The sequence below is a fragment of the Streptomyces sp. AK08-02 genome, from assembly GCF_033795085.1.
Taxonomy (GTDB): Bacteria; Actinomycetota; Actinomycetes; order Streptomycetales; family Streptomycetaceae; genus Streptomyces; species Streptomyces echiniscabiei.
In genome coordinates, this window is the sequence record NZ_JARAZV010000011.1 from 197,257 (window position 1) to 221,617 (window position 24,361).

The 24,361-nt window shown below is 67.5% G+C and carries 23 protein-coding genes; 15 read left to right on the forward strand and 8 right to left on the reverse strand.

Annotation, left to right across the window (positions count from 1 at the left end):
• Window positions 1–19: 19 nt before the first annotated feature.
• The 4 genes from PV734_RS23835 to PV734_RS23850 all read right to left on the reverse strand — a co-directional run bounded on the left by PV734_RS23835 (window position 20) and on the right by PV734_RS23850 (window position 6,228).
• Entirely contained in the window at window positions 20–3,625 is a 3,606-nt protein-coding gene (locus PV734_RS23835; RefSeq protein WP_319291628.1) for a helicase-related protein, read from the reverse strand.
• Window positions 3,626–3,719: 94 nt separating this feature from the next.
• Complete coding sequence (locus PV734_RS23840) at window positions 3,720–4,898, reverse strand: hypothetical protein (RefSeq protein ID WP_319291631.1); 1,179 nt, start codon at window positions 4,896–4,898, stop codon at window positions 3,720–3,722.
• Window positions 4,895–5,434, reverse strand: coding sequence for a DUF4365 domain-containing protein (locus tag PV734_RS23845; RefSeq protein ID WP_319291633.1), 540 nt, complete (start codon window positions 5,432–5,434; stop codon window positions 4,895–4,897). The genes PV734_RS23840 and PV734_RS23845 overlap by 4 nt, the downstream gene beginning before the upstream one ends.
• 308 nt (window positions 5,435–5,742) lie before the next feature.
• Window positions 5,743–6,228 (reverse strand): TrmO family methyltransferase domain-containing protein, encoded by a 486-nt coding sequence (locus PV734_RS23850; protein WP_319291636.1) that lies wholly within the window; start codon window positions 6,226–6,228, stop codon window positions 5,743–5,745.
• A 571-nt stretch (window positions 6,229–6,799) separates the two neighbouring features.
• On the opposite strand from PV734_RS23850, the gene haaT reads away from it, so the two are divergent.
• The 5 genes from haaT (at window position 6,800) to PV734_RS23875 (ending at window position 12,004) form a co-directional block, all read left to right on the forward strand.
• Window positions 6,800–9,580, forward strand: coding sequence for a cyclophane-containing RiPP biosynthesis TPR protein HaaT (haaT, locus tag PV734_RS23855; RefSeq protein ID WP_319291638.1), 2,781 nt, complete (start codon window positions 6,800–6,802; stop codon window positions 9,578–9,580).
• 132 nt (window positions 9,581–9,712) lie between these two features.
• Window positions 9,713–9,904 carry a HaaA family cyclophane-containing RiPP peptide gene (gene haaA / locus PV734_RS23860; RefSeq protein ID WP_319291641.1) on the forward strand — a complete coding sequence of 64 codons (192 nt, stop codon included), beginning with the start codon at window positions 9,713–9,715 and terminating at the stop codon, window positions 9,902–9,904.
• Window positions 9,905–9,917: 13 nt separating this feature from the next.
• Entirely contained in the window at window positions 9,918–11,078 is a 1,161-nt protein-coding gene (locus PV734_RS23865) for an FxsB family cyclophane-forming radical SAM/SPASM peptide maturase (protein WP_319291644.1), read from the forward strand.
• A gap of 84 nt (window positions 11,079–11,162) precedes the next feature.
• Window positions 11,163–11,639: a cyclophane-containing RiPP N-acetyltransferase HaaN gene (haaN, locus tag PV734_RS23870; protein ID WP_319291646.1), complete on the forward strand. Its 477-nt coding sequence runs from the start codon at window positions 11,163–11,165 to the stop codon at window positions 11,637–11,639.
• An 86-nt stretch (window positions 11,640–11,725) separates the two neighbouring features.
• Window positions 11,726–12,004 carry a hypothetical protein gene (locus tag PV734_RS23875; protein WP_319291649.1) on the forward strand — a complete coding sequence of 93 codons (279 nt, stop codon included), beginning with the start codon at window positions 11,726–11,728 and terminating at the stop codon, window positions 12,002–12,004.
• 26 nt (window positions 12,005–12,030) lie between these two features.
• Here PV734_RS23875 and PV734_RS23880 read toward each other — a convergent pair whose 3' ends face one another.
• The 4 genes from PV734_RS23880 to PV734_RS23895 all read right to left on the reverse strand — a co-directional run bounded on the left by PV734_RS23880 (window position 12,031) and on the right by PV734_RS23895 (window position 17,344).
• Window positions 12,031–13,233 (reverse strand): UDP-N-acetylglucosamine--N-acetylmuramyl-(pentapeptide) pyrophosphoryl-undecaprenol N-acetylglucosamine transferase, encoded by a 1,203-nt coding sequence (locus PV734_RS23880; RefSeq protein WP_319291652.1) that lies wholly within the window; start codon window positions 13,231–13,233, stop codon window positions 12,031–12,033.
• Entirely contained in the window at window positions 13,230–15,395 is a 2,166-nt protein-coding gene (locus PV734_RS23885) for a B12-binding domain-containing radical SAM protein (RefSeq protein WP_319291655.1), read from the reverse strand. Before PV734_RS23885 ends, PV734_RS23880 begins: the two co-directional genes overlap by 4 nt.
• Window positions 15,392–16,315: a TauD/TfdA family dioxygenase gene (locus tag PV734_RS23890; protein ID WP_319291658.1), complete on the reverse strand. Its 924-nt coding sequence runs from the start codon at window positions 16,313–16,315 to the stop codon at window positions 15,392–15,394. Before PV734_RS23890 ends, PV734_RS23885 begins: the two co-directional genes overlap by 4 nt.
• A gap of 303 nt (window positions 16,316–16,618) precedes the next feature.
• Entirely contained in the window at window positions 16,619–17,344 is a 726-nt protein-coding gene (locus tag PV734_RS23895; protein WP_319291903.1) for an ATP-binding protein, read from the reverse strand.
• An 81-nt stretch (window positions 17,345–17,425) separates the two neighbouring features.
• Here PV734_RS23895 and PV734_RS23900 point away from each other — a divergent pair, with 81 nt between their 5' ends.
• The 10 genes from PV734_RS23900 (at window position 17,426) to PV734_RS23945 (ending at window position 24,326) form a co-directional block, all read left to right on the forward strand.
• Window positions 17,426–18,307 carry a helix-turn-helix transcriptional regulator gene (locus PV734_RS23900; protein ID WP_319291660.1) on the forward strand — a complete coding sequence of 294 codons (882 nt, stop codon included), beginning with the start codon at window positions 17,426–17,428 and terminating at the stop codon, window positions 18,305–18,307.
• Window positions 18,304–18,534 carry a DUF397 domain-containing protein gene (locus PV734_RS23905; protein WP_319291663.1) on the forward strand — a complete coding sequence of 77 codons (231 nt, stop codon included), beginning with the start codon at window positions 18,304–18,306 and terminating at the stop codon, window positions 18,532–18,534. Before PV734_RS23900 ends, PV734_RS23905 begins: the two co-directional genes overlap by 4 nt.
• Window positions 18,535–18,634: 100 nt before the next feature.
• Window positions 18,635–18,778, forward strand: a complete 144-nt coding sequence (locus PV734_RS23910; RefSeq protein WP_319291666.1) for a hypothetical protein — start codon at window positions 18,635–18,637, stop codon at window positions 18,776–18,778.
• A 259-nt stretch (window positions 18,779–19,037) separates the two neighbouring features.
• Window positions 19,038–19,703, forward strand: a complete 666-nt coding sequence (locus PV734_RS23915; RefSeq protein WP_319291668.1) for a hypothetical protein — start codon at window positions 19,038–19,040, stop codon at window positions 19,701–19,703.
• A 2-nt stretch (window positions 19,704–19,705) separates the two neighbouring features.
• Window positions 19,706–20,773, forward strand: a complete 1,068-nt coding sequence (locus PV734_RS23920; protein WP_319291905.1) for a hypothetical protein — start codon at window positions 19,706–19,708, stop codon at window positions 20,771–20,773.
• Window positions 20,774–20,803: 30 nt separating this feature from the next.
• The gene (locus tag PV734_RS23925) at window positions 20,804–21,100 is read left to right on the forward strand and encodes a hypothetical protein (protein ID WP_319291671.1); all 297 of its coding nucleotides are present in this window, start codon (window positions 20,804–20,806) and stop codon (window positions 21,098–21,100) included.
• 47 nt (window positions 21,101–21,147) lie between these two features.
• Window positions 21,148–22,431, forward strand: coding sequence for a hypothetical protein (locus PV734_RS23930; RefSeq protein ID WP_319291674.1), 1,284 nt, complete (start codon window positions 21,148–21,150; stop codon window positions 22,429–22,431).
• Between the two features lie 221 nt (window positions 22,432–22,652).
• Window positions 22,653–23,000 (forward strand): hypothetical protein, encoded by a 348-nt coding sequence (locus PV734_RS23935; RefSeq protein ID WP_319291677.1) that lies wholly within the window; start codon window positions 22,653–22,655, stop codon window positions 22,998–23,000.
• On the forward strand, window positions 22,993–23,670 hold the full coding sequence (locus tag PV734_RS23940) for a hypothetical protein (RefSeq protein ID WP_319291679.1): 678 nt from the start codon (window positions 22,993–22,995) through the stop codon (window positions 23,668–23,670). Before PV734_RS23935 ends, PV734_RS23940 begins: the two co-directional genes overlap by 8 nt.
• Window positions 23,667–24,326 (forward strand): hypothetical protein, encoded by a 660-nt coding sequence (locus PV734_RS23945; RefSeq protein ID WP_319291682.1) that lies wholly within the window; start codon window positions 23,667–23,669, stop codon window positions 24,324–24,326. The genes PV734_RS23940 and PV734_RS23945 overlap by 4 nt, the downstream gene beginning before the upstream one ends.
• Window positions 24,327–24,361 lie beyond the last annotated feature (35 nt).

Below are 24,361 nucleotides of genomic sequence, written 5' to 3' on the forward strand. Positions count from 1 at the left end.
TGCCCTGGTGTGACAGGCGTCAGTGAGGGTGCGCGCCCTGCTCCCACATGCGCTTCCAGTGGAAGACGAACTTGGTCACATTGAAGTCGTCCGTACTCGTCTCGCGGAACGGCTGGGTCAGATACCGCACCTCGTCGTTCTCCGGCCCGTCGGGGGAGACCGACACCAAAGCGAGGCGGTACTGATCGCCGACGTTCTTGGCGTGCAGCACCTCGTTGCGGGTGATCGTGAAGTCCTGGGCTCCGGCGATCCGGCCCTTGACCTCCAAGTGCAGCAGGCCGCTGCCGTCTGCCGTCCAGGACCGGAGGTCGAAGCCCTTGTTGTTGGGCGGCATCTCTTCGGGCTGGCGGCCGAGGCGCTGCTCGGCGTCGATCACCGCCATGACGGCTCGACGTTCGACGGCAGCTGTGTCTCGCACAGCAGCAGTGACCGCCGCAGAGTCAAGCCGTCGACCGAGTAGGCGATCGACAAGCCCCTGGGGCAGCACCAGCGCCCCACCCGCCACCCGAGGCGGACGAGGCAGGAGACGTTCGTCGAGATCCAGCTCGTGCAGCCGTCGCTTGAGCCGTTCCTCCAGGTCGCTCGCGCGGCGTAGCGCGGTCTCGGGGCGCAGTTTCAGCTTGCGCCCCTGGCTTTGCGCGTCGAGGAGCTCGAGATGACGGGCGTACCAGAAGTCGATCTCTTGAGTGAGGCGCTGTCGCACCTGTTCACGGGTGCGCCGGATCTCCGGCACGACCCGGTCTCGTACAGACCGCAGATGATCGTGGACCGCGTGGTCGGCGGCCCAGGCGATGGCCGTCTCCTCCAGCCCATCGGCCAGCCAGGGCTGTCCGGCGAACCGGGCGGCTTCCTCCGCCACCGGGTCTGCTTCTTCCTCAGTTGGAGGGTCGTAGTCCAGGTAGGGGGCAGGGCCGGCGGGGATCGCCGAGCCGTCGGAGGTGAGCTCGACGAAGTCGAAGCGCTTGCTGACGACTCTCGAGCGAGGACGTCCGTCGGTGATCTCCTGGGTGAGTGCGACGAGCAGGCGCGGATTCCGGCCGGGGTCGGCGCGGTCGATGAGGACACTGCCGGCCTTGAGCACGGCTGCGTGCCGCTCGACTGTGGCATCCACGAGTGCATCCATCAGGGGGTGGCCCGGGGCGAGTAGGGCCGCCTCCGCGCGGCCCTGTCGGCGGATCAGCTCGCGGTCGAAAACGATTCGCTCGTAGCGACGCAGCACCGGGGCCGCCAGCCCACGGTGCGGTGAACGGTTCAGCAGCACAGTCGGTACATTCGTGATCTCGAACCGGCCGGCCTCCCGTTTCGCGAGTCGACCGCCGAGTTCTGTGAATGCCGCCCGGAAGAATGCCTCGACATAGTGAGGCTGAAGCCGTCGGGCACGAGCCTCTTCCAGCCGCAGCCGGGTCTCGGCCACCTCGGTTTCGCCCAGGAGATCGCTGTGAAGGGCCCGCTCCGCGAGCAGCTCGTCGAGCCCTTCGCCGACTGTGCTGTCAATGACCTCGTCCAGGCGGGCCCGAACTTCGGGCTGATCGCCGTAGCGGACAGCTTCCATGAGTAGCCGATGCAATGGCTGTTCCTCGAAGGCTTCGCCGAGCACGTCGAAGATCTGTCCACGGTAGGCGCGACGCTGGTGTTCGATCTTGTCCAGGAGGCGTTGGAAGACGGCGCCCTCACGGGTGTCGGCGGCGACGAGATTCCACAGGTGGCACACCTCGGTCTGGCCGATTCGGTGGATACGGCCGAAGCGCTGCTCGATCCGATTGGGGTTCCATGGCAGGTCGTAGTTGACCATCAGGTGGGCGCGCTGCAGGTTGAGGCCCTCGCCGGCGGCGTCCGTGGCCACGAGGACACGGACATCGCGCTCCTGGGTGAACAGCTCCTGGACTCGGCGGCGCTCCTCGCGCCGTACGCCTCCGTGAATCAGTTGGACCGCCTCGTTCTGGCCGAGCAGACTGCGGATGCGCTCCACGAGATAGTTGAGGGTGTCCCGGTGCTCGGTGAAGATGATGATCTTGCGGGGATTGCCGTCGTGATCGCGGATCTCGTCCCGATCTTGCAGCAGGGTGCGCAGCTCGCTCCACTTGCGGTCGGTGCCGGAGAGCCGGACCTGTGAGGCTAGCCGGACCAGTTCACCGAGCTGGTTGATCTCGACCGTGAGCTCGGCGGCGGTCCGGGCTGCGGTGGCCGCGTCCAGGACTTCCTCTTCCAGTTCTTCGAGTTCGTTGCCATCCAGGTCGTCGAGACGTTCCTGCCAGTCGTCATCGCCGTTCATGGCGCTCAGACGACGGGTGAGCTCAGGGTCTTCCGATCGGGCGCGCCCGGTGGGACCCGCCAGCATCTCTTGATGGCGACGGACCAGGCGTTCACGGCGCCGCTGCAGGGACCGGAGAATCGCCTCGGGGCTAGAAGCCAGACGGCGTTGGAGAACGGTGAGGGCGAAGCCGACGGTGTTCCCCCGGCGCCCGTCGCCAGCCGCCCGGAGCCTGTCTGCGCGGTTCATCTCGTTGCGGACGTACTGAGTGACAGCCTCGTACAACTCGTGCTCGGCAGGAGACAGTTCGTACGGAACGGTGTAGGCGCGGCGCTCAGGGAAGAGAGGCTTGCCTTCGAAGGTAAGCAGATCCTCCTTGACCATGCGACGCATCAGACCACCCGTGTCGAGCGTGTGGACTCCCTCGCGGTACTTGCCCTCGAATCGGTCCGAGTCGAGCAGGGCGAGGAAGAGTTGGAAGTCGTCTTCCTTGCCGGCGTGCGGGGTTGCGGTCATGAGGAGCAGGTGACGGGCGATACGGCCCAGCAACTGCCCGAGCTGGTATCTCTTGGTGGTCTTGAGCTCGTTGCCGAACCAGCGTGCAGACATCCGGTGGGCCTCATCCACGACCACCAGGTCCCAGTCCGAATCGTGGAGCTGCTCCAGGAGCTCCTCCGATCGCGACAGCTGATCCATGCGGGCAATCAGCCGGGGGTGGTGCTCGAAGACGCTGCTGTCCGGAGTTGATTCGGCGAGGGAACGGGTGAGCAGCTCGAACCGCAGTCCGAACTTGTCGAACAGTTCGTCTTGCCACTGCTCGACCAGTGAGCCGGGGGCGACGATCAGGCAGCGCTCCAGGTCACCGCGGAGCAGCAATTCCTTCACGTACAGCCCGGCCATGATGGTCTTGCCGGCGCCCGGGTCGTCTGCGAGCAGGAAACGCAGCGGTGTTCGCGGCAGCAGCTCGCCGTAGACAGCGCGGATCTGGTGAGGCAGTGGCTCAAGGTCGGAGGTGGTGACAGCCAGCATGGGGTCGAAGAGCCCCGCCATGCGGAGCCGTAGGGCTTCAGCAGCCAGACGGAAGGCAGAAGGATCGCCTGTGAATCCGGTGCGGGCGGTGGGCGCGTGCAGGGTGAGGTTCGCCTCGTGTTCTCGGTACAGAAACACGCTGCCGAAGGCGCCGGAATCGTCTCGGTAGACGACCTCCATCGCGCTGCTGCCGCGCCAGTCCGCTCGTACCACGGTGACGGGGCCGGAAGCGCTGAGGCCAGTGATGCACGCTCCCGGAGCCAGCTCCTCCAGCTTTACCCCAACCGGATAGACGCCAGGGGCCACAGGCTGTGGTCTGCCGTCGCCGACTCCGCCGATGGGCATGCCGCCTCCCTGCCATGTACGTACCGTGATCAACAGTAATCTCTACTGGATGCCGATGGCAGGGTGCTGCGGGAATCGCGGACGCTGAGGCTACTCAGTCCCGGATCTCTTCGACAGTGCAGCTCTGGACCCGGACGAGGTTCCAGCGATTACCGAATCGTTCCAGGTCGCCCTGGACCAGTACTTCCTGCCCGTCCAGATGCGCTCGGCCAACTCGGTCGTAGTCCTCAGCGGCCAACTCGACGTGGACCCTCATGGCGCGGCTAGTGGGCTGGTCGTCTGGCCGACCCAACAGGATCACCGAACCCGGCCCGGTGGTGGTTCCCCGCTCCATCTTGGTCACGAACCCCCGAACGGACACCCCCTGCCGCCCGAAGCGGTCACGGAGGTACTCCGCACCAAGCTGCAGTTGCCCAATGAGGTCGGTTTGGAACCGGAGGATCCCCGAAGGCTGTTCCATGGGCAGGCTGCTCGCCCACGCGGTCCGTAGCTCGAAGGGCACCTTCCCATGGGAGGAGAGCTCAGCCAGTGCTTCACAGACGTTCGCCGATAGACCACGTTCGGCGTGCTCGGCGAAGACTGAAAGGTCGCCCGGGTTGATCACTGCATGTTCGGCTGCCGCATGCGCGGCAGCAGCACCTTCGTAGAAAGCAGTGGAGACTCGCCGGGCGAGAGGAGTCCCGCCGTAGCGACCCTGGGCATCGAGTGGGAGCTGCTCGGGCACTCCGCTATTGAGCGGCACTTCAGCAGTCAGGATGTAACTGCCTGGCTGAGCCAGCCCCAGGAGGACACGGCGGCTGAGGAACTCGTACACCTGATTCGGCTTACGGCCAGGCTCAACTGGCCGCGGCTGCTGGTTCTCGAGCCAGGTGGTGGCCCGGTAGGTGGCACTGACGAACAGGTCCCTCAGACTGGCCACAGCCCGGCTGCCTTCGGAAAGCCAAACCGTGCCAGAGGCGAGTCCCTCAGGCAGGAGCCGTACGTAGTGCACATCGGTCTGGGCTTGCCCGATGTCTCGGAGGATCGTCGATGGCTCTCGATCTTCGACGATGGCCAAGGTGTCGAACAGGTAGCGCAGCTGCCGTACGTAGTCGGCGAGGCGCGGATCCTTGGGGAGCAGGACATCCATGACGCCGTCCGGCAGCTGCGTCGCCCAGACCTCAGCGCGCTGCTGGTCATCGGCGAGATACCAGCCCTGGGCATCTAGGTAGCGACGCAGGAGCTCAGGGCTCAGGGACCGCAGAGCTTGCTCCGGTAGTTGTTTCTGCGTCATTGGACCGGCACCCCCCGCCCCTGCGTGCGCAGGCGATCCGCCAGAGCGAACATCTGCACAAGAGCATCTTTGCTGAGCAGGTTCTCACGCGGCACTGACACCGTGACCGGTGAGTCTTTCTCGAGGTCGTGACGCTGCGGCTGGTCATGGAGGCACGTCCAGTAGGCGGCTTGGTGTAGAGCCAGCCGCTCATCCGATGCGTCCATCCAGGCGTCGGCATCATCAGGTACCAGGACGACCACCAAGAACGTGGGAAGCGCCCACTCGGATGCAGGCTTCGCAAGTTCGTTGTAGTACTTGCTCTTCATGCTGTGGGTGACGGTCGAGCGGCCTACCCGCGCTTTCCGGGTGCACTTCACTTGTACACCGATCATGGGGTTCTTCAGTCGCCCAAGCGGTCCAGGGTGCCCGACGAAGAAGTCCATCATGTAGTCGTCTTCTTGTAACTTCTGGGCGGTCATCCCGGCGGCGGTAACGATTGCCTGGAAGAACACCTCACCGTAACGGCCCTGATGGACCTCGCGGTTTAATGCCATCCAGAGTCCGCCCCGCCCGCCGTGGTCTTCTCTACCCGTACTGCACGTGCTTGCCGCGCGTGAGTCGTGGCCGCCCATGAACGTGACTGCCGCGCCCTCGCAGTGATCGTAGTGAACGAAGCCGTGTCCAGGAAGGCACCCTCAGTGACAGTTCCCTGGATGTGTCGCTCAGATTCGGAGGTTGGGGGGATGAGGGGAGAGCCGTGATCCCTGCCGGGAGAGTGGTGCAGGCTCGTGAAGGTTAAGGGCCCTGATGCGCTGGATTCGTTGAGCCGACGATGGCTGTCGTCCCTCCATCCGGCACTGGCTCACCGCTCGCGCGCATCCCTCCAGTAGTCCTGGAGCATCTCGGTCGGCCACGACGGCTGAGTGACAGGGCCGCGAGGGAGCATCTCCTTGAACACGGCCACGAAGTCGATGACCGGTGTGCCGTCGACGGCGTCGAGGTCCGTCACGCGGAGGTCGCGCCCGTCCACTCCGAGCAGTCGCGGGAACGACGTCGCGATACGGGCGGGGCGCCGGTGGTTGCGGTGTACGAACGTTCCGGTCGCCGGCCACTCCGGGTTGTTGCGAGGGCTGCGGGCGTGCAGTGCGACGTCGCTGGGTGAGCCCTCGGAGAAGTACCAGGTGACCTGGAGATGCGAGAACTCCTCGATCCCCTGCAACGTGTCGAGGGGGTAGTCCGGGCGCAGCCGGATGATGGATTCCACGCCGCCCTGGAAGTCGTCGCCAACCTTCAGGTGGCCCCCGACAACCGTGGCGACGATCGGCACCTCGATGGACTGTGCGGTCACAACTGCCCCTTCTTCCGCTCCAGATGGGATGTTCGCTCGGCATCGCGCACCGCCATGGCGCGGTCAGGCTACTCGCCGCACGGCCTCGACTCGGTCGTCGATCGCCGCCGCCGCGTTGATCCCACGGTTGCGATACGGGAAGAGAACCCGGCACATGTTGATCACCGCCTCGCGTCCTCGACCGGAAAGGACGCTGTCAACGGCGTCTTTCAGCTCTCCCCGCACCGTCAGCCACGGCGGCGTGTTGAGCTTGAGGGAGGCCCAACCTGCTGCCTGCTGCTGTGACCCAAGGTTCGAAGCCCACGGTGATCACAGGCCCGGGACCCAGCGCCGGCCGGGGGGCTACACCACCACGGCGCGGTCGCCGTGGTGGCACCGTGTGGCCTGGAGACGCTCTTGACCAGTGCATCAAGTGACTGTTCCGCTTGGGGGATTGGACAGGGCATCTGAGTCGGGGGGTTGCTGACGTGCGCAGAAGGGCTCTGGGCGTCCGGTTTCCGTCACGCTGTGGCGGACGCGTCCCTTGCACGCGCGCGCTATTGGCGATGCAGAGCCCGCGCAGGGCACACACATGAGACTTCGCCGAGGCATTGCGGTCGCTGCCGTCGCCGGCGGCGGTGCAGTCACCACGATGCTCGTGGGCCTGGTCACGAACGCCGTGTCGGAGCAGTCGAGTTGGCCCTCGTGGCTGGGCTGGTTACAGAGGCATCCCTGGTTGTCGTTCGTCGTGCTCGGGGTGGTCACGGCCGGTCTGACGGCTCTGCTCTCCGCATTGGACGACCGCCGAGCTCCGGGGCGGCACCCTGAACCGCCTCTGCTCCCGGATGGCGGGGCGGGCCCACCCGGCGCTGCCCAGGTCCTGCGCTCGCTACCCCGCGACACCACCGCGTTCACCAATCGCCTCGCCGAGCTCGAGTCGCTGGTGAGCTCGGTACATGCCGCGCAGGAGACCGGTGAGGTCCTGCCGGTCCACGTGATCGACGGAATGCCCGGCGTCGGCAAGACCACCTTCGCGGTGCACGTCGGCCATGTGCTCGCCGAGCGGTTCCCCGACGGGCAGCTCTTCGTGAACCTCAACGGGCACACGCCGGGCCGCAGCCCGGTTCAGGCGACGGAGGCGCTGGCCTCCCTCCTCGCGGCCGCCGGCGTGCCGACGCAGCAGATACCCGTCGGTGACGACGTCGGGGCGATCACGGAGGCGCGGGCCGCCATGTGGCGGACCCGGCTCGCGGGGAGGAAGGCGCTGCTCATCCTCGACAACGCGGCCAGTTACCGGCAGTTGGAGCCGTTGCTTCCTGGTGCGAGTGGCTGTCTCGTGCTGGTGACCAGTCGCAAGAGGCTGGCCGCGCAGGAGGAGGTGGTGGTGCCGGTGGAGGCGCTGCCGCCGGAGCATGCGGTCGACCTGTTCGTACGACTCAGTGGGCGGCCGGTGGATGCCCTCGACCGGGACGTGCTCCAGGAGCTGGTGCGGCTGTGTGGGTGTCTGCCGCTGGGGGTGTCGTTGCTCGCCGCGCGGTTGCGGCACCACCCGTCGTGGAGCGCTGAGGACTTGCGTGGGCGGCTGGTTGTGGCCCGCGGCCGGTTGGGGGAGCTGCGTGCCGGGGAGCGCGCGGTCGCCGCGGCCTTCGATCTCTCCTACCGGGATCTCGTGCCGGAGCGGCAACGCTTCTTCCGGAGTCTCGGCTTCTACCCTGGTACGGATCTCGACGCCTACGTCGGGGCTGCGCTCGGCGCGGTCTCGGTGGTGATGGCGCGTGAGCAGCTCGACGGGCTCTACGACGCCCATCTCATCGACGAACATCCTGGAAGCCGGTACCGGCTTCACGATCTCCTACGCGACTATGCCCGGGGTCTCGCTGACGAAGGGGACAGCATGGACCATGTACAGGCCGTTCAGCGTGTGTGCACCTACTATCTGGCGGCTCTCGCCGTCGCCAACGAGCACATCGTCCGGGGCGGCGCGGAGCTGCCGCCCCCACCAGACGGCGCGGCGCAGGTGGAGACACCGGCCATGGAGTCGCGTGCCGCGGCCCTGAGCTGGCTGGAGACCGAACGGCCCAACATCCTGGCCTCCATCCGGCGCGCGAACGAGCTCGCCCTGCACGGCCCCGTGATCCGCCTGGCCGCCGCCATGGCTCCCTTCCTGCGTCAGGCCGGCCCCTGGGACCAGGCCGTCGGCCTGCATCGGACCGCCGCCGAGGCCGCCCGCCAGACCGGCGACCAGCGGGTGCTGGCCGACGCCTTGGCCGAACTCGGCGTCGTACGGCGCTTCATGGCCGCCTACCCCGAGGCAACCGAGGCCCTCGGCGAGGCGGCAACGCAGTACGACGCGGTCGGCGACCGGCGCGGCAAGGCGGACGCCCTCAACCAGGCGGGCATCGTCTGGTACCTGACGGCAGACAACGAGGCCGCCGCCCGCGCCCAGACCGAGGCCCTCGCCCTCTACCGCGAACTCGGTGTCAGGCTCGGACAGGCCAACGCCCTCGCCGACCTGGGCATGGTGCGACGCCAGACAAGTGACTTCGCCGCCTCCGTCGAGGCCCAGTCCGAGGCCCTGTCGATCTACCGCGAGCTCGGCGACCGGTACGGAGAGGCCAACTCCCTGCGGGACCTGGGCATCGTGCACTCCCTCATGGGCGAGTACGAGCGGGCCGCCCAGCGGCACCACGAGGCGTTCGACATCTACAAGGAGCTCGACGACCTGGTCCACCAGGCTTACGCCCTCAACGAGTTGGGCGTCGTGCGTCGGCTCACCGACGATCTCGGCGGTGCGCGCGAAGCCCACACCCAGGCCCTGGAGTACTACACCGAACTCGGCGAACGGTTCGGCCGCGCGAACAGCATCCGCCACCTCGGGGCGCTGGACCGCCTCTCCGGAGACGCGCCTTCGGCGATCCGGGTGCTGGAGGAAGCTCTGGAGACGTACCGCGAACTCGGCAGCCGCGGAGGCGAGGCCGCCGCACTCACCGAGCTGGGGGCCGCCCGCGCCGTCGTCGGCGAGCGGGACGGTGCCGTCGACGCGTTCGGGCGGAGCCTTCGCATCCTGCGCGACCTCGGCGACCGCTGCGGCGAGGCGGAAACGCTGAACCACTGGGGAGCGCTGCTGCGTACGGCTGGTGACGCGGTCGCGGCGCGCGGGCGCTTCGAGCAGGCGTTGGTGCTGGCGCGGGACATCCGCTGCCCGTTGGAGGAGGCACGGGCGCTGGAGGGGATCGGCCGCTGCGACCGTGTGACCGACGGTCCCGCGCGGGCCGAGTCTCCGCTGCGCCAAGCCCTCACTGTGTACCGGCAGTTGGGCGTGAACACGTCGGCCCACGACATCGAACGGCTCCTGGTGTCGCCTACCGGATGAGCCACGTACCTGGCCAGATTCCGCGTGTCGCAGCCAGTAGCGGGACTGCTACGTTGCGAACCGATTGTTGCTTCAACCACCGCCGTCGCACCGTGCCGGCCTTCGGGGCACGTCCATCACGAGGAGCGTTGAATGCCGTCACGCACGCCCGTTCCCGCGCCGAGCTCCAAGGTCCGCCCCGGTGGGGACGCAGCACAGGGCAACGTCGTCCTGGACCGCGTCGCCGCCCGCGTGCGCCAGCGGCGGGCGGCCGAACAGGCCGCGACGAACCATGTCGGCGATGGCTCGCACGGCGCCTCGCTCATCTGGACCTGGCCCCTGTGAGCGCGCTCAACCGATGACGCGGCTCGAAGCCACCGTTCCTTTCCGGACGTTCATCCTGAAGGTCGCCAACCGCTGCAACATCGACTGCGACTACTGCTTCGTCTTCAACTCCAAGGATCAGGCGGCCCGCCGACTGCCCGCCAGGATGAGCCTGGACGTGGTCCGAGCGGCGGCCCGACGGATCAGCGATCACGTAACGGCGCACGGCCTGCCAGCGGTCCATGTCGTGCTGCACGGCGGTGAGCCGCTGCTCGCCGGTGTCCGGCACATGGCCGACCTGCTGAGCGCCGTCCGGGAAGGGATTCCGGCAGGCACCGAGGTCCGCTTCGAGATGCAGACCAACGCGACGCTTCTCTCAGAGGAGTGGCTGGACCTCTTCGAACGGTTCGAGGTGGTCGTAGGCGTCAGCCTGGACGGACCGCCCGACGCGAACGACCGGCACCGACTGACCCACGCAGGACGGTCGAGCGCCGCTTCCACCGTGCGTGGAATCGAGCTCCTGCGGTCCCGGCCCCACCTGTTCGCGGGCCTGCTTGCCGTCGTGGACCTGGCCAACGACCCGGTGGAGGTCCACGACTACCTGGCCTCCTTCGACCCACCCGTCATCGACTTCGGCCTCCCCCACGCAACCCACGACGACCCACCTCACCGCGACGACCCGGACACGGCCGAATACGGGCTGTGGATGAGCCGGGTCTACGACGCCTGGCTCGCCAACCCCGACCACCAGCACAGCATCCGGATGCTGGAGGACATCGTGGCGCTCAGCTCCGGCGTACGAAGCTCGGTCGAAACGCTCGGCCTGGCCCCGCCGACCAGCGTCGTCATCGAGTCCGACGGCAGCATCGAGGGCGTGGACACCCTGCGGTCCGTCGAGGAGGGCGCCTCCTGGCTCGGGCTCGACGTCTTCCACCAGTCCTTCGACGACGCCCTCGGCCACCCCAAGCTCCAGCACCGGCTGTACGGCACGGACACGCTCGCCGAGAAGTGCCAGAGCTGCCCGCTCGTGGAGGTGTGCGGCGGGGGCTACCTCCCGCACCGCTTCAGCGCCGACCGCGACTACCGGAACCCCTCCGTGTACTGCGCGGACCTGGAGTACCTCATCCGGCACGTCCAAGGCTCCCTGCACGCCCACGGCTGGGATCCGTACGCGCCGGCCGGGTCCTCGCCGTAGCCGTAGCCCGTGCCCGTACCTCCGCGGCACAACCGCGTGTTGGACCCAGTGAACGAACCGATTGAGGAACAACGGGAGAAACCGATGAGCGTGACGATCCGGCCCGCCGACAAGCGGGACGCCGGAGCCCTGGCCGAACTGATCGAGGAGATCGAGCGGTTCTACGGATCGACCGACTTCCAGCCACTCGAAGAACGCCGATCCCAGGTGGAGGAAGCCCTCTTCGGCTCCCCGCCGCTGGCGGCCGCTCTGGTGGTCGAGGACGAGACGGGCGAGATCGTCGGCCTCGCCGCCTACTCCTTCCTCTGGCCGGCCGCAGGCTCCTCGCACTCCCTCTTCCTCAAGGAGCTCTACGTCCGTGACACGCTCCGTCGGCAAGGCGTCGGGGCCCGGCTCATGGACGAGCTCCGTGCCCTGGCCACCGCGCGCCCGGGATGCAGCCGGATCGAGTGGATGACGGACCGGGACAACGCGGGTGCACGAGCCTTCTACAAGTCACTCGGGTTCGCCGAGTTCGACGGGAAGATCGTCTACCGGGCCGACACCGACGGCACGGCGTGAGGACGAGTGAGGGCGTGGCGGAAGAGCGTTGTGAACGGTGTGACTGCCTCATCGGACTTGGGTGCGCCTGCCCGGCCAACGGATCCGTGCCGAAGACGCGCCCGACAGCCGCGCCCAGGCAGGAATGGCGGCGCTTCCCCGCGGAGACGATTCTGATCTCACCCACGCGGTACGCGCACCTGCCGGGTGCGTGCACGCACGTGACCGAGGAGTTCGTGACCCCACCGCGCTGGGGTTGGATCCCCGACCCTCCGCCCGGGCTCTGGGACCGGCTGGGCGTCAGCAACCCGGCGACCGCGACGGAGGGCAACATCGCGCGGCAGGCGGTACGGCGGTGTGAGGAGTGCCAGTCGGCGTTGTCGTAAGCCCGGACGGCGCGGCTGGACTCATTTCATGTCCGGCCGGTGGCCACGCTCAGGAGAACGTCTGTCAGACGGTCCGCTGCATCCGGGCGTCCCGAGGCGCGGGCCTGCCTGGCCATCTCCTCCCGAGTCTCAGGTGAGGAGAGAAGCGGGGAGACCGCCCCTCGAAGGCCCTCGGAGGTGACTGCTTCCTTGACCAAGGCGACAGCGGCGCCTGCCTGCTGCAGGTGGAGGGCGTTGTGCTCCTGTTCGTTGCCGGCCGAGGTGGCGAGGGGGATCAGGACCGACGGTTTGCCGAGGGTGGTGAGCTCGGCGATGGTGCCCGCGCCACTGCGGGAGATGACGACGTCGGCGAGGGCGAGGACGTCGGGGAGTTCTGGGCCGACGAAGTCGGTGACCAGGTAGCGGGGCCGTACGTCGTCCGGGAGTTGAGCCGCGTGCCGGCGCGACTCCTCGATGGACGTGGCCCCGCACTGGTGGATGACGTTGGCGTGGGTGAGCAGCCACGGGAGGATCGCGCGGACGACGGTGTTGATCTGGACGGAGCCCTGGGCCCCGCCGGTGACGTAGACGGTGGGCAGGGTGCGGTCGAAGCCGGTGAGGCCCAGCGCGCTGATCGCCTTGCTCGGCTCGCCGGCCAGGACTTCCGGCCGTACGGGGTTGCCCGTGACCACTGCCGAGCTGCGCACCGAGTCGGGCAGCAGTGGCAGTGTCGACTCCGACGAGACCGCGACGCGCGTCGCCGCACGGGCCAGGGCACGGTTGGCCAGCCCCAGGCGAACGGTCTGTTCGTGGATGACCAACGGACGGCGGCAGAACCTGGCGGCCAGGCCGACCGGCACGGCGACGTAGCCGCCGGTGGACAGCACCACGTCGGGCTCGAAGTCGGACACGATGGCGCGGGCCTGGACGGCGCCGAAGGGGACGCGGCCCATGTCCTTGATGTTCGCCGGGGACGCCAGCTTGAGCGGGTTGCTGGAGCGGCGGATCTTGCCCGTCGCCACCGTTCTGAAGGGGATGCCCTCACGTTCGGCAACCCGGGCTTCCAGGCCCGTCTCGGTGCCGACCCACAGCACCTCCAGGCCGATGCCCAGGCGGGCCAGCCGCACGCTCGTCGTACGGATCGCGGTGAGCGCGGGATAGGTGTGGCCGCCCGTGCCGCCGCCCGTGACGATCAGCCGGAGGGGCCGGCCCAGGGCGGCGAGACGACGGTCGAGGTCTGCGCTGGTCACGTCGTGGAGGTTCCCGTTCCGGCGGGCGCCGGGGGCGTGCCCGGGCCTGGGGACATGCGGACCTGGCGGACGATATCAGGCAGCCGGACCTTCGTGAGGAGCCGTCCGACGCCCCACGGAGTGGTTCCGAACTGACCGATATACGTGCGCAGCGTGCGTTGCTGGTCGCCGGTGAGGACGAACTCGCGTATCCCTGCCTCCGTGTACCTGAAGCGTCGCGGATCGCGGACGTTCTCCCGGCGCCGCACGGCCGTCAGGAGCGCATCCAGGTCGAAGCGCGCCCTCTGGCGGAGCGTCTCGGGCGGGTCGGTGCGGAAGATCTCGGAGAGCATCAGGCGGTGGTGGTCGGCACCCTCGCGTACGAGCGCCTCGATCAGGGTGCCGCCGCCCACACCGACGCCGATGTCACGGAGCACGGCGAGGCAGGCTTGGGCGGCGAGGTCGGAGGTGTCCTCCAGCGCCTCGGAGATGATCCGTGTGCGGTAGGTGTAGAGCAGGTTGTTGCCCAGGTGACCGTCCACGTACTGGTGGACGTTCTCCGTGGCGTACGACAGCAACTCCTCGCGATCGTCCCACAGTTGTTCGTCCGTCTCGGCCTCGAACTCCTTCAGAACGGCCGTCAGCGCGGGCCCGTGGGCCAGGCTCCGCGCGCGCTCCAGCCAGCTCATCGGGGAGATCCGGTGGGCCCGCAGGATGGCCAGGAGCACGGCGAAGACGCCGCCGTTGTAGAAGGAGGCAAGGAGCAGGTTCATCACCCGGCACTCCCGGTAGTCCTCGTACGGCATGTCCGGGACGGTGACGCACACCTCGTCCAGCTCGGCGGTCCGCAGTTCCTCGCCGAGCACGGTGTAGCTCCCGTAACACCGCGGCATGACACGCCATTTGGTGACCAGGCCGTGCTCGCGGCGGTACGTCTCCGTGCACATCTCACTGCCCGGGAGCAGTGTGAGCTGGAACATGTTGAGGCGGTCGAAGCCGGCGTCCACGAGTTGCCGCAGGGTGCCGAGGTGCCTGTCCTTGGAGTCGCCGGGGAGCGCCAGGATCACCTCGCTGTACGTGCCCGCTCCGGCGTCCGACGCGGCGAGGGCGATCTCCATGAGCTTGCCGGCGTCGATGTTCGACCGGGCGATCCTGCGCAGGACGTCGGGGTCGAGGGACTGCACGGCGCCGGACAGGCTGATCGCGCCGGGGACCTGGGCGACGGCGGACAGGACGCGGTCGCGCTGGTTCTTGCCGGTGGTGACGTTGACGACGCGCGGCCAGCCGTAGAGCTGCTGGCACTCCGCGATGACGCGGCAGGTCTCGTGGTCCTCCGGGAACATGCCGAAGTTGCTGTCGGTGATGAGGAGTTCGTTGCGGGCGGTGCCCGCTTCGACCAACGGTTCCATGCGGCGGCCGATGTAGTGCAGCTCATCGCGGATCTGCTCGGCGTGCTTCTTGGCGACCCGCTGGAAGTACTGGGTGCCTTCCTGGCAGAACGTGCACTTGAACGGACATCCGCGGTTGGTCTGCACGGTGGGGACGAGCTTGCCGTCGAAGAACTCGTCCATGAGACCGGCCGTGTACGGGGAGGGGACGGCCGACAGGTTGTGAATCCGCAGGCGTGGCGGCGGAGCGTGGAGATTCCCGTCGCCGTCGAGGCAGTGCACTCCGGCGATGTGGTCGCGGACCTCTGTGCGATCGAAGTCGTTGAGGGTGAGGAGGAGCTCGGCGAACGCGGGCTCGCCCTCCCCGTCGATGTAGAAGTCGGCCTTCCCTGCCAGGCGTTCGTGCCAGAACGCGGTCTGCTCGGGGAGGCGGAGTGGGTAGTGCGGGCCGCCGAGGACGACGGTCGTCGCCGGGAAGCGTTGCTTGATCAGTTCGGCGAAGGCGAGTGAGAGGTGGCTGTTCCAGATGTAGTGCGAGAACCCGATCACGTCGGGCGGTCCGTCCTCCTCCAGTGCGGCCGCCAGGGCCTCCGGGTACTTGAAGATTCGGACCGGGTGGGTGAGGTCCATCTTTGTCGAGGCGTATGTGGCCAGGCCCGCGATCGTCTGCGGCATCGTCTCCGCGGAGATCGTCTGCTGGGTGTACGTGAGGTCGGCCAGCCACACGGTCAGGGTGACCTGCGGCTGGGCGGGGGAGGCGACAGTCGGCGTGGGCAGCGGAACGGACGTCGTCATGACACGGCCCCCGTACGGCGCAGGAAGATCTGCAGCAGCAGTCGGCGCTCGTCCTCGGGCAGGTCCTCCTGCCCGCCGCCGAGGGCCTCGCGGCCGTGGCAGCTCAGGTGCTGGTTGACGATGAGCAGGTCGCCTCGGCCGAGCCTGAACCTTCGTTGCCCGATGATCAGCTCACGCTCCAGGGCCCGGGCCGCCTTGGTGTACGGGTCGTCGGGGTCGGCGTCGGCGAGCATCTTCGCCGTGAACCGGACGAAGCCGCCGAGCGGTGAGTGTCCGTCTATGACGGGGAACGGTTTCCATTCCTCGCCGACCCCCGTCAGCTCGTGGAAGGCCCCGTCCTCGTACCGCGCATGCGTCAGCAGGTCGGCGTCTGCGTAGTCGAGACGGTCCACGGCGCGACGGATCTGCGAGACGAGGCTGCGACCCTCGCCCTTGGGGTCCGGGCGTACGCACAGCAGGGCGCTGTAGTCGGGCGGCCAGGTGGAGTTCACGATGTCCAGATGCATCGGGTTGTAGCCCGAGCCGGTCGCACGCATCGGGTCAATGGCCAGGTTGGTTCCTAGAGGCTTCCACAGCGGCCACCGGTCGAAGGCGCGCAGGGGAGTGGCGAGCAGGGAGACCAGCGCCGTGACGGCGCGCAGGCCCGCTTCCTCGGTGTCGGCCGTGTCGAGGAGTTCGGCCAGCTCCAGCACGGCGAAGCCCTCGCCCTTCGGAGCGTTCAGCAGATGGTCGCAGGTGGCGACGAATTGAGCGGTGTGCGTCAGGTCCGACAGCGCTCGCCGATAGGCGGCGGCGGAGGCCGCGGCCAACAGGCCGTCGGTGAGCTGCCAGTCGGGTAAGGACGCGTCGCACCGGGCCAGGTCGGCGACGAAGTCCTTCGGGAGCGGCACGCGGTACCACGGCACTGAATGGGAAGGCACGGAGATCTCCTCGAGTTTGGGCGTGGTGGGTGAGTGGTGGGCGGAGATGCGGGAGGGAACTGTCGGCCGGCGGCGGATGCCGACCTGTGCACGTCTACGGGCGGAGCAGGGAACCAAGACCGCCGAGGTCGGCAAAGAGCCAGAAAGGCAGCAGGACGGGCACGACCAGCAGTGCGAACTGGAACCAGCCGAAGCCGTAGCGCCGCAGGAGTCGGAGCGGATGGCGAAGCCCCCATGGCAGCTGGGCCAGTCCCGTCCACCGACTTCGGACTCGGTGACGGACGGGGCTTCTGCGCGCCGGGTTCATCGGCGCCCGCGCCTTGACCCGAGTCCGCAACTGCCGTCCTCCGGACGGCGTTCGCGGCTCTCGCAAGGGGATCGGGGCGTGGAAGGAAAGACGCACCATGCGACCGTTCCGTCGGCGGTGAACCCCCAGGTCCCGCCGAGCTCGTCGACGAGAGAGCCGACCAACCACAGACCCCGCCCGCCCTCCGAGTCGAGACCGACACGTGTCGATGTGGGCACTGCGGACGGTGAGTGGTCGTTGACCTCCAGCCGCACCTGTCCGCCGACGTGCCGCAGCCGGACGCCGACCGTGTCGGCGCGCCCATGAAGGACCGCGTTGCTGACCAGCTCCGAGATCACCACCTCGGCGGCGTCGACCTGGGCCTCGGACACGCGGCACACGTTCCTCAGCCAGGCGGTCCCGATGCGGCGGACCTGCTGGACGCGGGATCTATCGCGTACGAAGGCGAGGTCAACGGGCGAAGGAGGCAGCCCGCCGTCCGCTCCCTCCGTAGAGAGACCGCACGGGCTCGCGGGACTCGGTGGAACAGGGGAGGCCGTAGCCGGAACTGAGGACACCATCGCCCAGCCCTTCCGCAGGCAGGTCAGGAACCCGGCCGGGGAGCGGGAGGCGCGCCCCGGTGGTGGTTCAACTACCGTGCCGAGTGAGAAAGTTGCTTCGCAACGAAACGGCTGAAGAAATTTCACCGCGAACGAAAATGGCACATGACACCGCAAACGCATGGTCTGTTGCAGCACGCGTATCGCGTGTCAGACTTCGCGCATCGCGGCTTCGGCGAACGCATGCGATGGAAGGGCGAACACATGGCGGCCAAACCCCGACCGACGGTCCGGCGTATCGAACTCGGTTACGAACTGCGGCAGTTGCGCGAACGGGCCGGAATGACGCTGGAGGAAGCGGCCGGAAGCGGCGTCGTCAGCGGGCTGTACGTCACCAAACTGCACCGTGTCGAGAAGGGCCTCCAGGACCTCCGCAGCGCCGGTGACTTGCGCGCCCTCCTGGAGCTGTACGGCGTGACCGACGACCGTGACGTGGACCAACTCCTCGGGATCCAGCGTGACGGCGCGAGTCAGGACTGGTGGACCCCCTTCCGGTCCACGATGCCGTCGGGCATGCCCCGCTTTGTCGGGATCGAGACCGCGGCACGGGAGACGTGGGCCTTCCATCCGGCGCTCGTGCTCGGCCTGCTGCAGACGGAGGCGTACGCACGCGCGCTGTACGAACTGGCGAAGCCGATCGAGGAGACCACGAGCGAGTTCATCGAGAAGAACGTCCAGGTCCGCATCAGGCGCAAGGACGCCCTGACCCGAGAGGAGGAGCCGCTGCGGCTGAGGGCCGTCCTGTACGAGCCGGCCCTGCGCTACATCGTCGGAGACCCGGATGCGATGCGGGAGCAGTACGACGAGATCATCAAACTGGCATCGCTGCCCAACGTGAGCATTCAGGTGCTCCCCCAGACCCTGCGGGGATACCTGTCCGTTCACGACTTCACCATCCTGCACCTGGACGACGGAATGCCGACCTCGGTGCAGGTGGACAACGCGTGGAGCGCCACGTCGGTCTCCGACAAGCCACGCGAGGTCGGACGGTTCACCCGGAAGTTCAACGCCCTCACGGCGTCCGCACTGCCGCCGGAGGACACGCCCGCGTTCCTGCAACAACTCACGCGAGAGATCAGCAAATGACCCAGATCCGCACCCACATGGCACCCGATCTCACCGACGCCGGCGCGCGTTGGTCCAAGTCGTCGTACTCCGACGGCGCCGGGAACAACTGCGTCGAGGTCGCCGACCTCACAGGCACGGCGTACGCCGCAGTCGCGATCCGTGACAGCAAGGATCCCCAGGGGGCCGCGCTGCTTCTCGACTCGGCTTCGTTCATAGCGTTCGTTCAGGGGATTCGCCATTGCTGATGATTGCGGCGATGTGGCGCATATCCGCCTGAATAGCACATTAAATGACGCACCCCGTGAGACAGCCCGGTCCGGGGAACGCCGGACCGGTTGCGGTCGCATGATGGCAACGGTCGGGAAGATCGTCGTCGTGGGCGGAGGGGTGTCCGGCCTCACCGCCGGAGTCGTGCCCCTGGAAGCGGGGCTGCCAGTACGGCTGGTGGTCGAGGGGATCCCCGGGTGCACGTCGTTGGCGGCCAGGTAAAGCGCCAATGTGGACGATCAGTGAAGCAAGCGCTGGCAAACGGCTCCGATGTGACCGGATGAATCTCGTCGAGCCTGGAGAACCGTCGATCACGAGGTAATCGCAAGTGGTCACATGACGTACCAAACAGGGCGGCCAATTCGGTTTAAATGACCTGACGTTCGGCTCGATCTTGGCGGATACCCGCCTGGTGTCAACGTATGCCCCTTGGGTAGCGTTGGTTCGCTTGAGCTATCCCCCACCCCAACGGGAGTCCAGAGTGAACCGCCCCGCCCGGCTCGTGACAGCCGTGCTCACCGCATCCGCGGCGCTGCTACTGACCGCCTGCGGCGGAGGAAGTGACGACTCGTCCTCGGACGACATCAAGGGGGCGGACACAGGGTCGAGCAGTCCCTCGGATTCCACTTCCGCTTCGCCGACGGCCACGGCGGCTCCGGGGGCACCAGACGTCAGCGTTCCGAAGGACGTGAACCTGGTCTTCGACTTCGATGCGCCGTCCGACACGAAGCACGCAGCCGCGCTGGCCAGCGCCGAGAACTACATCCGGGCGCTGAACCACGGCATCGTCAAGCAGGACCCCAACGATCCGGCATACCAGTACTACTCGGGCAACCAGGCCGCGCAATACGCCAAATCCCAGATCCAGGCTTGGGTGAAGGGGGGATGGATCCCCACCGGAACTGACAGATTCCACAACTCGGACGTCACCACTCTGAGTGGCGGCAAGCGCGTCCTTGTCGCCTTCTGCGAGAACCAGGCCAAGTTCTACAGCAAGGAGATCAAGACCGGGAAAATCCTCTACACCGAGGAAAACCTGGACAGTTACTTGAAGTACAGCCTGCTCATGGTTCCTCCATCCGGTTCCTCTCAGGTCTGGAAGGCTCAGGTCGTCGAGGTCAAGGGCAAGGTGGAGGAGTGCCGGTGACGATGTCCTCCCTGCGCTGGGCAGCAGCGGCTTCCGTCACGGTGACGCTCTGGAGCGGCGGGACCGCCCACGCAAATGTCACACCAGGTAAGACGACGACACCGACGACCACACCGTCGGGAGGTGCCGAAGGCAAGGAGCTGTTCGCCTCCGCCTCCTACAGCAACATCAAGGTCACCCAAGTCAGCGGCCCCACCGGCGGCAAGCGCGGCAGCATCTCGTCGACGGACGTGAACTGGAAGCCCCCGCCCTGCTGGTACGAGCCCGTGTTCACGCCGGAGCAGCTCAAGGAGTTCTCCGAGACGGCCCCCGCCCTCGGACATGTCAGCCCGCACGTGTCCTGGGGCGGAGTGAAGCTGTGGACGGACCACTACCGGGACCGTCAGGGCGCCCTCAACGTGAACGACGACTCCTTCTCGACCGCCGCGGGTTACGACAACTACAACCTCGGCAAGGACGGTTACTTCTGGCGCGGCGTCGCACCCGACACCGCCGACCCGGAATCCTGGGCCTGCGACCGCGTCATGTTCTGGCAGAACGCGGGCGAGATCCCCGAGATCGCCAACGCCCCCACCCCGAGGATCCTCGCCGAGTACGCCTACGACAAGGTCGAAGTCCCCAGCACCGAGATCGAGATGAAGCCAGAAGGCACGTCCACCGTGAACCTTCCGGCCTGGGTGTGGCTGGACAAGGGCACCTTCCAGGAGATCAAGGTCCGCGCCGAACTGCCCAACACCGGCCTGTGGGCCGAGACGACCGCCAAGCCCGTCGCCCTCCACCTGGCCCCAGGCACCGACGACGCCGTCACCTTCCCCGCCTCCGGCGACTGCGGCATCAACGAGGACGGCTCGATCGGCACGCCATACGCGGCGGGCAAGGCCGCCGAGACTCCGTCGTGCGGCTTCACTTACCTCCGGGCGACCGGCGGCAGCCCCTACCAACTGAAGGCCAGCATCACCTGGCAAGTCACCTGGCAGGGCAGCGACGGCACGGGAGGCGACCTCCCCAACGGCACCTTCGCCACCACCACCGAGGTACCGGTGCAGGAGATTCAGTCCGTCAACCGCTGACGGGTAAAGCGTGAGGGGCGAGGAGCGAACATGTCGAAGGGATCCGATCTTCAGGTCGACTACGACCTGCTGGCGACGAGTGCCAAGCAACTCGCCCAGATCCGCCGCGAGTTCAAGGGCCTGGAGGACTGGAAGCAGGACATCGAGTCGCTGCTCGGCGACAGCCGTGTCCAGGCCGCCATGGGTGACTTCGTGGACAACTGGGACAAGAACCGTGGGCGGCTGGTCGAGGAGATCGAGGAGGTCGGGAAGCAGGTCAAGACAACCAGCGACGCCTTCAAGGGACTCGACGACCAGCTGGCCAACGCCAACAAGGGGAAGAAGTAGCGCCTTGGGCGCAGACGGACCGACGGCTCTTCGCAGGGGGAACATCCATGGCTCGGCCGGCTGACTGGGCGCCGCTCACCGAGACCGACCCCGTTCCGGGGGATCCGGACGGGATCCGGCGCGAGGTCACGCACATGAAGAGGATCGCCGAGAAGCTGCGCACGCAGGCCGCCGCCATGCAGGCGATCGCCGAGTGCGACGGTCTGAAGGGCGAGTACGCCGACAAGCTGGGCGACAACGCGCGCGGGCTCGGCCGGAGGCTGGACCTTGCCGAGGACCGCTACCGCAAGGTGAAGGGGCACCTCAGCGGCTGGGCAGACGACATGGAGGACGCTCAGAAGAGGGCGGGTCATGCCCTCGATGACGCCAAGGACGCCCAGCGGATCATCGACCAGCACAAGCCGGACAGTGCCGGTAAGAGCTCGGACAAGGACACCGGCAAGGACAAGCCGGACGAGGACCCCGCCGTGAAGCGGGCCCGGGAAGACCTTGAGGCCGCCCGCACGAAGCTGCAGTCGGCTGTCAGCTTCTACGGTGAGCGCGCGGACCACTACGCCGGCAAGATCCGGTCGTCGATCGACGACGACATGGAGGACAGCTGGTGGAACGACCTCAAGGCGTGGGTGGGCGACGCTGACTGGTTGGGGACAGTGGCCGAGGTCCTGAGCAACATCACCACCGTGCTCACCTTCGCCGCGATCTTCTTCCCCGCCCTCGGCGTGGTGGCCGGAATCCTCACCGGAATCGTCTTCGGTATCCACCTCCTCATGGCCGTGACCGGCAACGGTTCCTGGTTCGATGTGGTCACCGACATCGCGGCATTCAAGATGGCCAAGAACGGCGTCAAGGCGGCCAAGGCGGTCAAGGCACTGCAGAAGGAAGGGCGAGGCATCTCGAAGGGCCTCGCGGAGCAGCAGGCGAAGCGAGTGGCCAGAATGAACCGTGCCGCCGGTGGACGGGGCGGCAGTGGACGCCTGGGCCGACTCCGCAGAACCGCGGACAATCAGCAGGGTCGAGCGGCGGGCGTGAAGACCCGGGACGAGGCCATGCCGGTGGCGACGCGGAAGGAGACCTACAAGGCCCTCGGTGACAAGCGCATGGCGGAGCAGGTGAAGGACGTCGAGCGCATGAGCGGCAGGTATCCGGACAGTCTGCGACTGAGTGAAATCGCCTCGGAAGCAGCCCGTCAGAAGGGCGTCTCCCAAGCCTACTGGGGGACGAGTACAGTACTCGACCTCGGCGGACGGGCCGGAGACGCATGGTCCCCCACCTATGTGAATGCCAAGGGAGACATGACAGCGCCAGCAGCAGGGTTCGGGTCGCAATGGTGAGGCCCGAACCGGAGAAGCGGAGAACCGGCCTTACGGAGAGTGCTCGGACCCGGCAGGCTCGCCAGGCTCAGGAGCGTGTCCGTGCCGCAGCGGATCAGGACCTTCACGCGTCTGCGTGGCCTCCTCGTCCAGCGGGAGACCATGCCGGAACCGATGCCGCCGGCTCCGGAACACCTGCGTCCGGCCCAGGAGACGAGAGGTTCCTAAAAGGGGCGGCCCAAGTGCGCTACGTACTGCTCGCCATCGCCCTCGTCATGCTGCTGTGGTTCATCGTCGCGATGCAGAACCACAGGACATGGGGACTGGAACTGCCCATGCCTACCTGGGCGTTGGACATCGCCGCGCTCAGCCCTCTGCTGGTGCTGATCTGGTTCTGGAGTCCGGAGACCAGGAGGAAGAGCGACACCCTGGAATTCGACCTGCGGGTCATCAGCGGTCTCTACTTCCTCATGGCTCTCCTGGGAGCCGCACTCGGCGGATACTGGCAGCTGTGGCCCGGGGTCGCGATCAGCGCCGCGGTGCACGCGGGCATCTGGTACACGAACAGGCGGACCCGCAGTCATGGCTGATCCCGTGACCGAACCTGCCTCGCCGCCTACGGGCTACGGGTTTCTCCTGCCCGAGGACTGGGTGCAGATCCCACTCCGGCAGGGAGACGCGGAGGACGCCGTACGTTCCCTCGTCGCCTCCGCCTTTGCACGCGTGCCGGCGGACGTGCCGCGCGACAAGCTGACGCCTCTCCGACTGGAGTTGGAGCGCAGACTGCGGGCAGCCGTTGCCGAGGCTCGCAGGGTCAAGGCGCTGGAGATGTATCTGCCGGTGAAGCTGGCGGGGGAGGTGAACCTCGGGGCATCGTTCACCGTCTCCAACGCGCGTCTTCCGGCACGCTCCGGGCCCGACGATGCCTCGAGCGAAGTGTCCGACCCTGCGGAGATCGCCGTGCAACTGCTCTCCGCCGACGGTACGGCGAGTGCCTCGGAGACGGACCTGAGCAGCGGCGAGGTCGACGGAGCCCTTGCGGTTCGCCGAGAGCGCGTCGTGCATGCGGCCCCGGAGCGTGGTGTGGAGTTCGCCAGCCGCAGGGTGGAGTATCTCGTGGCGGTACCCGGTGACCCCGGCCAGTGGCTCGTGGCCGCTTTCTCCACGGTCGGCGCCGGCAACCCCCGGGACGACCTGGCTGATGCGATGGTCGAGTGGTTCGACGCCCTGATGACGACCTTCCGGTGGAGCTGGACATGACTGAGCCCCTGGTCGAGCTGGAGCATGAGTTCAGCCTCGACATCGACTACGACTCGAGCCGATGGCTGGAGCTTCCTCCCCGCTGGGACACCGAGGAGTGGCAGGACATCGACGTCTGGACGCGGTCGTGCGCCGAGCTGCTCTGGCGGTCGTACGGACAGGATCCAGGCGAGTCAGGTATCTCCTTCCTCGCGGGTGTGTTGCGGCGCTTCGCGGAAGCCTTCGCGCCGGAGCCCTTCGACACGCGGGTACTGCTGCGTATGTGGGAACCGAACAGCATGCCTCTCCAGGTCTTCAGCATGGTCAAGCCCGCGCAAGGTGACCGCGAGGAGACACTGCGCTTCCTCGTCGGAGCCGAGGACCCGGACGCTGTCGAGCCCCCGGTCGTCGAGTCCTTCCACACGGAACATCTCGGGGAGGGACTGCGGACGTTCCGCTATCTCCGGCAGGACGACACCCCCGAAGTGATCGCCGCACTCCGCTACGCCTGGCGCGACGAGGAAGTCGGCGCCGACGTGGTGCTGTGGACCGCCACCGACGACACCGCACGGGTCATCCGGGCCGCCCAGGACATCGAAGAGCTGGCGCACAAGGTGAGCGTGGCGGTCTGGAATCTCGAACCGGAGGAGGGCGCCTCGCCGGACGCGCCGGCCTAGTCACCTCCACCTCACGTTCGCCATGCCCCTTGCCG

Coding starts and splice junctions, on each gene's coding strand:
- PV734_RS23885 (WP_319291655.1), bottom strand. CDS start 15,395: ATGACGACGTCCGTTCCGCTGCCCACGCCGACTGTCGCCTCCCCCGCC.
- PV734_RS23945 (WP_319291682.1), top strand. CDS start 23,667: ATGACTGAGCCCCTGGTCGAGCTGGAGCATGAGTTCAGCCTCGACATC.
- PV734_RS23905 (WP_319291663.1), top strand. CDS start 18,304: ATGACCCAGATCCGCACCCACATGGCACCCGATCTCACCGACGCCGGC.
- haaN (WP_319291646.1), top strand. CDS start 11,163: ATGAGCGTGACGATCCGGCCCGCCGACAAGCGGGACGCCGGAGCCCTG.
- PV734_RS23930 (WP_319291674.1), top strand. CDS start 21,148: ATGGCTCGGCCGGCTGACTGGGCGCCGCTCACCGAGACCGACCCCGTT.
- PV734_RS23910 (WP_319291666.1), top strand. CDS start 18,635: ATGATGGCAACGGTCGGGAAGATCGTCGTCGTGGGCGGAGGGGTGTCC.
- PV734_RS23925 (WP_319291671.1), top strand. CDS start 20,804: ATGTCGAAGGGATCCGATCTTCAGGTCGACTACGACCTGCTGGCGACG.
- haaT (WP_319291638.1), top strand. CDS start 6,800: ATGAGACTTCGCCGAGGCATTGCGGTCGCTGCCGTCGCCGGCGGCGGT.
- PV734_RS23900 (WP_319291660.1), top strand. CDS start 17,426: ATGGCGGCCAAACCCCGACCGACGGTCCGGCGTATCGAACTCGGTTAC.
- PV734_RS23940 (WP_319291679.1), top strand. CDS start 22,993: ATGGCTGATCCCGTGACCGAACCTGCCTCGCCGCCTACGGGCTACGGG.
- PV734_RS23865 (WP_319291644.1), top strand. CDS start 9,918: ATGACGCGGCTCGAAGCCACCGTTCCTTTCCGGACGTTCATCCTGAAG.
- haaA (WP_319291641.1), top strand. CDS start 9,713: ATGCCGTCACGCACGCCCGTTCCCGCGCCGAGCTCCAAGGTCCGCCCC.
- PV734_RS23840 (WP_319291631.1), bottom strand. CDS start 4,898: ATGACGCAGAAACAACTACCGGAGCAAGCTCTGCGGTCCCTGAGCCCT.
- PV734_RS23845 (WP_319291633.1), bottom strand. CDS start 5,434: ATGGCATTAAACCGCGAGGTCCATCAGGGCCGTTACGGTGAGGTGTTC.
- PV734_RS23895 (WP_319291903.1), bottom strand. CDS start 17,344: ATGCGTTTGCGGTGTCATGTGCCATTTTCGTTCGCGGTGAAATTTCTT.
- PV734_RS23835 (WP_319291628.1), bottom strand. CDS start 3,625: ATGCCCATCGGCGGAGTCGGCGACGGCAGACCACAGCCTGTGGCCCCT.
- PV734_RS23920 (WP_319291905.1), top strand. CDS start 19,706: ATGTCCTCCCTGCGCTGGGCAGCAGCGGCTTCCGTCACGGTGACGCTC.